Genomic DNA, 8,391 nt, shown 5'->3' with positions numbered 1-8,391 from the left:
GACAACTACCTTGACACTTACCGTTTATCTCACGCTGGCGTTTTTGACACCCTGGCACCGTATTATTCCGCCATCTTATGGGCGGTATGGAAATCTACGGTATCAACGGTTTTGTGATTGGCCCGCTGATTCCTTTTACGTCCAACTCTCTTGCCTCTCGGGCGTAATCCACACGACGCCTGCGGGCGCTTTGGCGAAGAACCACAGGCCAAATTCGTCTTTCAGCAAGCGTCAGGGGCTCAGACTTCATCGCGTGGGATCATGCGCCTTTGCCTCGTTTATCATTAGTGTTTAAGGTGAGGTAATGCTTTAAGGTGAGGTAATACAGGATAAATTTTCGAATAAAAAACGACGTAAAATAATCAGGATGTTCTGATTTTATAAAGGTAAGAGATGGTTATGTTCGGGAAAATGCTTCTGATTGGAATGGGCGCGGTATTACTTAGCGGATGCTCGGTCGCAACCTATAGTCATAAACTGGATGATTATCAGGGTGCTGAGCGCGTGGGTATGACGTTCGATAACCGCAACCTTGACTATGTTCGCGTTTATCCGACGACCGACAGATGTATTAATATTGATGCACCAGAAAATGGCTATACCAATAATGCGTTTGGGTTCCAAACTAAACTCAATAATAAAGAACTCGGCTTTCCCGCTATTCCAGAAACGCCAACGATGATTCGTGAATTTTGGGTCAGCGCGCAGCACAATATTGCAGTCAGAATGATTGCTGCCAATGGTGGATTTAGTACCGTCACGTTTAAACCTGTGGTCGGGAATTACTATTATGTTACTGGTAAATTTGTTGATGCTTATTCGCCACGTCGCATCGTGGCGTATTTATCGAAGGTGGTAACCGCCTGACAGCCGGTCAGGACAAGAAGGATGAAGGGGAGGACGAGGTAACGCATGTCGGTTGTTTTTCCTTGGAATGCTAACAACATTTGATCACGCTGATATAGCCTGAGCAATACTTAATAATATTGCCATCGTTTGTTATCAGTGCCAGACCTTCTATTTTCGCTTGAGAGACTAATATTCGGTCAAACGGGTCTTGGTGCATTTCGGGTAATCTTGTGAGGTTATAGGCGTGAGTTGCCTGCATAGGAAGCTCAAGATAACCCGCTGATAATAAACCTTTCGTTATAGCCTTAGCATCAATACTAAAGCTGGGCTTGTTTAGTGCCGTTTTGATTGCTATCTCTTGTATGCTGACGGAAGAGAAGTAAAAACGGTTATTGTCATCGGAAAGAATGGCGATTGTGTCGCTGCTAAGGTTTTCCGGCTCACCTGCTAACCAAATCAACGCGTGCGTATCTAACAAGTAGCTAGTAGAGCGCTGCTTTGGGGCATCGTCCTTGTTGATTGTCATCATTATTTCCCATTAAACATGTCGATAATTTCTTCTTTATTCAAATCATTAAAATTCTCTGGTGCTGAAACTTGGCCCTTCATGAAACCAATGCGTGGCGTTTTTTCGGTAAGGGTAAGAGGAACGATCTTCGCTACGGGTTTACCGTTGCGGGCGATGACATAGGATTCTCCCGTTTCAGATACATGGTTGATAATTTTAGAGAAATTGGTCTTTGCCTCGTAGAGATTGATTTTTTGCACAGGTCCTCCGAAGAGTTGGTCAAATTCTTAAAAAAAGTTGGTCTACATGAATGAGTCTACTGGTCATTTAAGAGTTGGTCAATCTGTGACCGATTAAAGCGTGGATAGATTTTTTGTGTCGATTTCATCGACCGAGAAAAGAGGACTGTATTCCCATTTTTGGCAATATTATGGGAATATAGTCCCTATTTGATTGTTTTTTGCTCATCAATAGAGGCTGGAAGTTATCATCTGCCTTTGAGGTGATCGATTTTTTCCGCTTAAGCCGCGAGGACGCAACCCGTATCTATGACGAGGTACTTGGCGCCGTAAAAGGCTGGCAAGCGGCCGCAAACCGATTGGGCATTAGCCGCAATGAGCAACTTGCCAAACAAGAGGCGTTTAATGTGTAGGGCTGGCCGATTTTATTGGCGTGTATTTATAAGGACAGAATAGCGGTAAGTGTCTCTATATTTAGGCGGAATAAGGACAAAAACGCCAGTCAATAAGGACAGTTTGTAGGAAAGTTGTCCTTATTGGGCTCTGATAGGGACAATTTAGGCTAGGTTGGTGCTGGCTACTTAGCTCTTGGTGGCATAAAGCCGCAGTATAAAGCAGACAACTCGACAACACTAAGCTTCATCTATATTCCATTAAAAACAATAATTTGTATTTATTTTAACAATTATTTTCAGTCATGCGGTTGACGTCTTATCATTTGCTGATAACATGTGACGTGTTTATTTATCCAGTATAGAGGCTTTTTCGTGACAATTCCTGAGGTGAGTGCCAGCAGTTGTACTATTGGTATTAAAGGTCAAAGTAAAAGCGTTACAACTCAAGTAGATGTTTGGTTTGACTCCTTGAAGTCAATTGCATCGGTTTTGTCTGATGATAATCAAAAGTTATTAAAGATTATTGCGGATAAAAAACCTGAAACAATTACAGAACTATCTGAATTGACAGGTCGTGCTATAAGTAATTTGTCACGGACTATTAAAACTCTAGAGAAACATGGGCTTGTTGAATTAGAAAATTTTGGTAAAAGCGTCAGACCAAAAATAAAGTACAATGAATTTCATATTCTTTGTGACTTAAATTCAGAAAGAAGAGAGAACGTTTTGCTAAATACTAATTTTAGTCTTGTATCAATGTTTACAGGTGTGGGTGGACTAGATATGGGATTCAAAGGAGGCTTTCATTATAAAGATGAATTTTTTGATAGTCAGCCGTTTTCAACATTAGCTGCATATGAAAAAGATGAGAAGTGTGTAGAGACAATAAAAAGAAATCTCGATATTCCAATACAGCAACTTGAGCTTTCCGAAGATCTTGCTGAAACATTTCCTAGTGCAGATGTTTTAATTGGTGGTTTCCCTTGTCAAGATTTTAGCTCATGTGGCCCTAAAAAAGGGCTGGATTCTGATAGGGGGCAGTTATATAAAGTTTTAGTACGATACATGCAATTTCATAAACCGAAAGTAGTTTGTGCAGAGAATGTACCTAACTTGGCTCGTATGCAAAATGGGTCTGTACTAGAAACTATCGTCAACGATTTTGAGGCGCAAGGCTATAAAGTCCAAGTTTGGGATCTTTTTGCTCCAGACTATGGCGTACCTCAAAGTAGAAGAAGACTATTTTTTATATGTACGCGAAATGATTTAATCGGCGAACCTGTTAAACCTGCGCCTAAATTTATCGGGAATCACCGAGGAACAAAGTGGGCAATAGGTGATCTTGAGAAAATTACAGATGAAGCTTTTCCAAATCAAAGCCAGTATTTTAAAGCCTCAAAAGCTAAGAAGGGAAATGGGCAAGGCGATGAACACTGCAAAGCAAATGAGCCTTCATACACAATAAGAGCAAATGCTAAATCGCGCGTTCAGTTTCACTATGAATTGGAGAGGAGGCTAACTATTAGAGAATGTGCTCGCTTACAAACGTTCCCTGATTCATTTGTTTTTCCTCATTCTGCAACTTCAAATGTGATGCAGATAGGTAATGCTGTACCTCCTATGCTCTCATATGTTGTAGCATCCTCAATTAGAGATTTCCTAAGAGAACAAGGTTAATAAAGTATGAAAAACAATAGGGATGAAGTTTTTTCTTATATTTTCTCTAAAGCAGATGAAGTAGGTTACATGGGGCTTGATTCGGCTAGTTCTGGGAAATTTCAGGATGAGTTAGAGAATGATGAGGAATTAATTCGTATCGCAGGGAAAAAATTATCTAGAAATTATATAAAAGATACTGTTCTTAATAATTATAGTAAAAAACATAGGTATATTTCTGAAGAAGATGTTCTTAGTGTTTTTATTGAATCTGAAGATATTCAAGTCTTAGGTGCGAAGAAAGATTTAGAAAATGGTATTTTTTCAATTTTATATGATGGTAGTTATTTTGAATCTACAAGCTCGAGTATTAATGAGTGGCAGACTGTTTTAAAAAGATTTGGAAAGAAAGTTAATTCCCATGCTCGGTTTTCTTTTTTAACTTGTGGTGGTGTAGAAAAAAATAGTGATGAATTAAATTCGGTCATAGATATATTGAATTCTTATGGAGTTAGTGCTTTTATTGTAAAGCCTAGTCAGGCCCCAGTGTCGATTAAGCCATATATTAAAAAAAAGGTTTTAAGTCCTTCCAGTTTAACTGAATTTACATTAAGCAAACCCTTCCTCCTCCTAGCCGGTATTTCCGGCACAGGAAAATCACGTTTTGTTCGTGAACAAGCAGAAGCGACGGGAAGCCGTCAAGAAACCTATTGTTTAGTTTCCGTCCGTCCGGATTGGCATGAACCCAGCGATTTATTAGGTTATACCACTCGCTTGAATAACAATGCCGAGTACGTCATCACCGATGTGTTGCAATTTATTGTTAAAGCGTGGAAAACCATTGCAGAGACCGGTGTGCCAATCGCAGGGAACAAAACGTCAGGGAACCGTAATGATTTGCAGGCAATACCGCCGTATTGGTTATGCTTGGATGAAATGAATCTTGCCCCTGTCGAGCAGTATTTCGCTGACTATTTATCCATACTGGAAACCCGCGAATGGGAATGGGCAGATGATGCGTTTACCTACCAGTGCGACCCGTTATTAAAAGCCTCCGTGATTCAGTCACTTTCTGATGATAAACGGAATGAATTGTGCAAAAAATTGAAGTTAGACCCGACTTCTGCGTTATGGCTTGAATTTTCTGAGAATGGAATCGGCATTCCCTTTAACTTACTGGTGGCCGGTACGGTGAATATGGATGAGACCACGCACGGCTTTTCCCGTAAGGTGATTGACCGCGCACTGAGTTTCGATTTTGGTGATTTCTTCCCTAACGATTTTAATGAATATTTTTCACCAACAGTCGCCTCTAAAAAACTGACCTACCCGATTTATTCAAGTGCTGTGAAGAATAAAGAACGCTTGCCTGTAATTGATGCAGATGGCAAAGCGAGTATTCAATTTCTACATGCGCTGAATACCGTTTTGGACAACACGCCCTTTAAATTGGCCTATCGTGCCTTAAATGAATTGCTGCTGAGTGTGATCAGTCATCAACCTGAAGACGAAATGCAGTTACAAGCGGTTTGGGATGATTTTTTAATGTGCAAGTTATTACCGCGTATTGAAGGTGATAGCGATAAATTAGCTCAGCATGATATTGATGAATCGCTGCTCATAAAATTATCCGGTATTTTAAAGGAAAATCTGTCCGCTATTTGGAATCAACCAAACGCAAGACAGGATTTTTACCGTGAAAAGCAACAAGATGGTGAGACAATAATGATTGCTTGCCGCAGTCGCGCTAAAATTGATTGGATGCAAAATAAGCTTGCTCAATCCGGCTTTACCAGTTTCTGGCCATAACCCATAAGGCGGTACGAAATGCCCGAATTACTGCGAGTACAAACTGAGCATTTTGAACTGTCGATTTGGTGTAATGATATCGCTAAACGGCAACAGGTTTACCGTAACACACTGGCTAAACGCGTTCAGCACGCTGATGCTCTTCATCCCTCGGTTGAGAATAGTGTGGGCTCGGCGGTGCGTTTTTCCCCTGCGATGGATTTGCAGGAAGTGGCAGTTCTGGATGAAACGCTGATCTCTGAAACGTTGGGTAATTCCCCTCGTGTGCAGAGTGAGTCGATCACTCTGCGGGAACCTTTGTTTTTTGAAAATGCGCAATATCAGTTTGAGTGGGTGTTTTTTAATGAGGTGGAGCAAGCCGCTTTAACCCACCGCGTAAGGCTGGTGAATGAAGGTTTTCGCTTTGCGGCAAAGAAACGCGATATTCCCGCGCGCTTAACGGGCACCGTCAATACTGGTAATGATGTCGGCTGGATGCGCCTGCCGCTCAGCTATCGCCGTGCAGGTCAGGACTATCGGTTTACTCTCGCTTTTGAAGTGTTGCCGACCAAAATGGATTTACACCGTGATTTGCCGGAGATGTATCGTGTACTCGACAAAAATTATCCGCTGTGGCGTTTTAGCCTGGCGGAGAAAACGGAGCAAGACGCAGAGCAAAGCAAACAACGTGGTGATTTTCCGTTACTCTGGTTGGCTAATTTCACGGCACTGAGGCAACGTTTAGAACAAAGTTTAAAAATAATCAGTCAGGCGCCTCATCGCCGCCTACAGCCCAATGTTTCATTTGTGCGTGCGGATCGTTTAAAAGGCCGCTTACCTTATCGCTTAGCCGAAAACGTCATTAACGATCTGAAAAATGGTCGGTCTGATAAACGCTATCGCGTTGAAAAAAAGCACTTGAGTGTCGATACGCCAGAGAATCGTTTTATCAAGATGGTGGTCACTCAATGCAAAAATCGATTAGCCGAGTTTGAACGCAAACTGCGGAAAAATAATCAAGCACCTGAAAATCAACGCCTTTCAGATTCGTTTCTCACTGAAATTGGCAGTTGGCAAAAACCATTGATCAAAATGCTGAACCACAGTTTTTTACGTGACGTTAGCGAATTTAATGGTTTGGCTAAATCATCGCTCGTACTGCAACAAAAAACGGGCTACAGCGCGGTATATCGTATTTGGCAGGAGCTTAAATGCTACTTGGATGTTTTTGCTAATCAAACCAGTATTTCGATGAAATCTGTTGCTGATATTTATGAAGTGTGGTGTTTTCTGGCATTGCGCAACATTTTAGTCGACGATCTTGGATTTAAGGATATCACCCCGAATCGCCAAGCCTTGGTATTAAAAAATGACTTTGAATATCAGTTAAAAAATGGATTTGCGGGCGCGTTTGTTTTTGAACGCGAGGATGGTTTAGTGGCGAGATTGGCTCACGAACCTCATTTTAGCCCAAACAGCGAAGATATTCGTTCTTACTTCGTCTCTCATCGTCCTGATATTGTCTTGAAGGTTGAATTCCCTACGCCGAGCGATAAGCGCTGTATTTGGCTATTCGATGCCAAGTACCGTATTCAAACCAAAGCGAGCCAAGTGGATGGTAGCGATGCAGATAAATACGATATTGATAAAATCGATTTGGTGCCGGACGATGCCATTAACCAAATGCACCGTTACCGTGATGCGTTGATCCGTATTACGCAAGACACATCATCCGTAGCAGGCCAGAAAAGTCGCCCCGTGTTTGGAGCCTTTGCCCTCTATCCCGGCTTTTTTAACCAAAACGTGGAAGACAACCCTTACCTTGATGCCATTTCTGAGGTGGGGATTGGCGCGTTTGCACTTCTGCCCAACAACGATGGTCAGGCTGGGTGCCGCTGGATTGTGGATTTTCTAAAGCACCAGCTTGGTGTTGCGGGAAATTATTACAGCACGCAACAATTACAAGAACGTTTATATCTGCAAGAAGCCGCACGGATCCCTTATTACGGAATGGGGCAAACGCTTTACCCCGATTTAGTGATGACGGCCGCTTTGGGTGGTAAGGTGGGGCGAACCAGCACGTATTTTGATAATTTTGAAAACGGCACATCCGCGTGGTACCACACCAGAGTGGAGACATTCAATGCGGCGATGAAAAAGTCAAAAAACCACGTAGTCGCAGAAATACGCTACCTTGCTATCGCCTCAACGAGTGACCTTGATCCCCACTGGAAATCGATTAAGAAAATATGGCCAGTTAAAAGCCAGAAAATCGTGAAAAGGAATGAACTAGACGTTGAGCAAACGGGAAAGTTAAGTGTCGATACTTATGACTGTATTTTGTTTGAATTAGGTAAACCCCTGATGTTAAAAACACCGATTGAAAACGTGCCTCACCGGCCCATTCGCAATTCGATGAAGCTAACAACATTGAATGCCCTGGAGGCGGCGCGACAATTTAATTCGGTGAAAGAAGTCTATAAGGAAGCCTTGGCGGTCTCGTATGTAGGAAAGGGTGAAGGGCAATAATGCAACGAAAACGCCCTGAGCACAGGGCGTTGTGGCCGCAGATGAATTTTACATTACTTGATGATACTGATGTGAGCCGAGCCTATGCTGCTTACTTACGTGAGTTACGCCAACAAGCAAGCTGTCACGGGCTGCACTGGCAGAGCGAAGCTGCGTGCCTGCGGCCACGATTAAGAAGTTTGAGCTGACTGGGCAAATTTCCTTCCGCCAATTACTGTTGCTTTGGCAGAAGACACTTGACTCGCTAGACAGGCTATATCAGCTCACACAACCTAACAAGGCGCGTGCTGCTATACCGACTAGCATTGATGAGGTGCTAAAAGATGAGTTTTAAACCCATTCAGAAATGCAGTGTAGCTCGCACGTCGGGTGAACAGGTCGCAGTGGGGGTGTTGGCTCAGAATTGGCAAGGCGTTTTTTTTCAATA

At 42.5% G+C, this 8,391-nt stretch carries 7 protein-coding genes; 4 read left to right on the top strand and 3 right to left on the bottom strand.

Going from position 1 to position 8,391, the window contains the following annotated elements:
- Nucleotides 1-135 precede the first annotated feature (135 nt).
- Nucleotides 136-228: a DUF596 domain-containing protein gene (locus H0248_RS10495; RefSeq protein WP_240346056.1), complete on the bottom strand. Its 93-nt coding sequence runs from the start codon at nucleotides 226-228 to the stop codon at nucleotides 136-138.
- A gap of 171 nt (nucleotides 229-399) precedes the next feature.
- On the opposite strand from H0248_RS10495, the gene H0248_RS10490 reads away from it, so the two are divergent.
- Nucleotides 400-867: a hypothetical protein gene (locus H0248_RS10490; protein ID WP_257981548.1), complete on the top strand. Its 468-nt coding sequence runs from the start codon at nucleotides 400-402 to the stop codon at nucleotides 865-867.
- 70 nt (nucleotides 868-937) lie between these two features.
- Here H0248_RS10490 and H0248_RS10485 read toward each other — a convergent pair whose 3' ends face one another.
- Together H0248_RS10485 and H0248_RS10480 are read right to left on the bottom strand one after the other, a co-directional pair.
- A complete protein-coding gene (locus H0248_RS10485; protein WP_180785883.1) occupies nucleotides 938-1,378 on the bottom strand; it encodes a type II toxin-antitoxin system VapC family toxin in 441 nt (146 codons plus the stop codon).
- Entirely contained in the window at nucleotides 1,378-1,617 is a 240-nt protein-coding gene (locus tag H0248_RS10480; protein WP_102117042.1) for a type II toxin-antitoxin system Phd/YefM family antitoxin, read from the bottom strand. Before H0248_RS10480 ends, H0248_RS10485 begins: the two co-directional genes overlap by 1 nt.
- 746 nt (nucleotides 1,618-2,363) lie before the next feature.
- Between H0248_RS10480 and dcm the strand changes: the two genes are divergently transcribed.
- The 3 genes from dcm to H0248_RS10465 are packed head-to-tail and all read left to right on the top strand — an operon-like array spanning nucleotide 2,364 to nucleotide 7,964.
- Entirely contained in the window at nucleotides 2,364-3,668 is a 1,305-nt protein-coding gene (gene dcm / locus H0248_RS10475; RefSeq protein ID WP_180785882.1) for a DNA (cytosine-5-)-methyltransferase, read from the top strand.
- A 6-nt stretch (nucleotides 3,669-3,674) separates the two neighbouring features.
- Nucleotides 3,675-5,456 carry an McrB family protein gene (locus H0248_RS10470; RefSeq protein ID WP_180785881.1) on the top strand — a complete coding sequence of 594 codons (1,782 nt, stop codon included), beginning with the start codon at nucleotides 3,675-3,677 and terminating at the stop codon, nucleotides 5,454-5,456.
- An 18-nt stretch (nucleotides 5,457-5,474) separates the two neighbouring features.
- Nucleotides 5,475-7,964 (top strand): restriction endonuclease-like protein, encoded by a 2,490-nt coding sequence (locus H0248_RS10465; RefSeq protein ID WP_180785880.1) that lies wholly within the window; start codon nucleotides 5,475-5,477, stop codon nucleotides 7,962-7,964.
- Nucleotides 7,965-8,391: the final 427 nt, after the last annotated feature.

Origin of the sequence: Pectobacterium brasiliense, assembly GCF_013449685.1 — a bacterium.
GTDB classification, from domain to species: domain Bacteria; phylum Pseudomonadota; class Gammaproteobacteria; order Enterobacterales; family Enterobacteriaceae; genus Pectobacterium; species Pectobacterium brasiliense_A.
The sequence above is the reverse complement of the archived record's forward strand: the minus strand, read 5'-3'. Positions and strand labels throughout refer to the sequence as shown.